General features: G+C 68.5%; 2 protein-coding genes. One reads left to right on the top strand and one right to left on the bottom strand.

Annotated features, from left to right (window positions below):
* On the bottom strand, nucleotides 1–726 hold a 726-nt coding region (locus tag AB0O00_RS41320; RefSeq protein ID WP_363659798.1), incomplete at its 3' end, for a hypothetical protein.
* Nucleotides 727–736: 10 nt separating this feature from the next.
* Here AB0O00_RS41320 and AB0O00_RS41315 point away from each other — a divergent pair.
* Nucleotides 737–1,042, top strand: a complete 306-nt coding sequence (locus tag AB0O00_RS41315; protein ID WP_363659797.1) for a hypothetical protein — start codon at nucleotides 737–739, stop codon at nucleotides 1,040–1,042.
* Nucleotides 1,043–1,047: the final 5 nt, after the last annotated feature.

The raw sequence follows: 1,047 nt of genomic DNA, 5'->3' as shown, positions 1-1,047 counted from the left end.
CAGCTCCACGCCCAAGCCCTGGCCCGGGTGCAGGTCGATGACGACGGCGACATCCACATCGACGGCGCTCTGGACACCTACGGCCGGGTGGAGTTCAACGAGGCTAAGGCCGTCTGGAACCACACCAAGACCGACCACTGGGATCGGCGGCGTCTGGCCGAGGGGTTCCGGTCCAAGGCGGCGGCCGTCGCGGACGTGGTCACGCGCTACGACCGGGACTCGAAGACGGAAGGCCGCCGGACGTGGGGGCACCCGCGGTCGGTGTTCGTCACCGTGGCGTTCCCCAAGCTGTACCGGGAGCGGCTGGGCCGCCACGCGCGCGAGAGCGCAAACAGGGAGCACCGGTACCTCTACGACCTGATCGCCGGAGGGACCCAATCCACGACGAGCGACCGCAACCCGCTGGACAACGAGTGGGTCAAGGGCCACGTGCTGGACGTGCCCGAGGGGCTGCTCGCCGAACTGCGCCGGATCACCGATGCGCTGTCGGCGTCGCTGACGCAGGAGGTCAACGATAGGGAGCTGGACCGTACCGACCGCGACAAGGCCAAGCGGCAGCTGAAGGCCGTCGGTGCGGCCTTGCAGACGATTGAGGCGGCCCGCGAGCGGGTGCGCGCCGACGGCGGCGACGACGACCGCCAGGTCATCGACAAGAGCCGGATCGAGGCCCAGCTCGCCGCGCTTCGTGGGAGCCTGGCTGAGGACGGCGAGCAGGACGAGACGCAAGGAGAGGGCGATGAACCAGTACGGGACCCTGGCGTGGTCGCACTGGGAGAAGTTCCGGCCGCAGGAGCTGTCGCAGATGAGCGACCCGCAGCAGTTCTTCACGAATCTGGGGCAGCAGATCGAGCAGCGGATCGTGGAGTTGGAGGAGAGCCTGGAGCAGGCGTACCCGGCTCAAGAGGAGTACGAGGCGAGGATCGGTCAGCTGAACCAGATCCGGGCCGACGCGAAGGACCAGGCGCTGCGGGAGATGCTGCCGGAGGCGGGGTCGGTGACGTCCATGACGGTCTGGCCGCCGTTGTCGGTGGAGTTGTTGTAGATGGC

Source organism: Kitasatospora sp. NPDC093558 (assembly GCF_040683475.1).
GTDB lineage: Bacteria > Actinomycetota > Actinomycetes > Streptomycetales > Streptomycetaceae > Kitasatospora.
Note: the sequence above shows the minus strand (reverse complement) of the source record. Positions and strands in the feature narration are given on the sequence as shown.

Bases quoted from the DNA above. Each gene is read 5' to 3' on its own strand.
- AB0O00_RS41315 (WP_363659797.1), top strand. From the start codon at position 737: ATGAACCAGTACGGGACCCTGGCGTGGTCGCACTGGGAGAAGTTCCGG.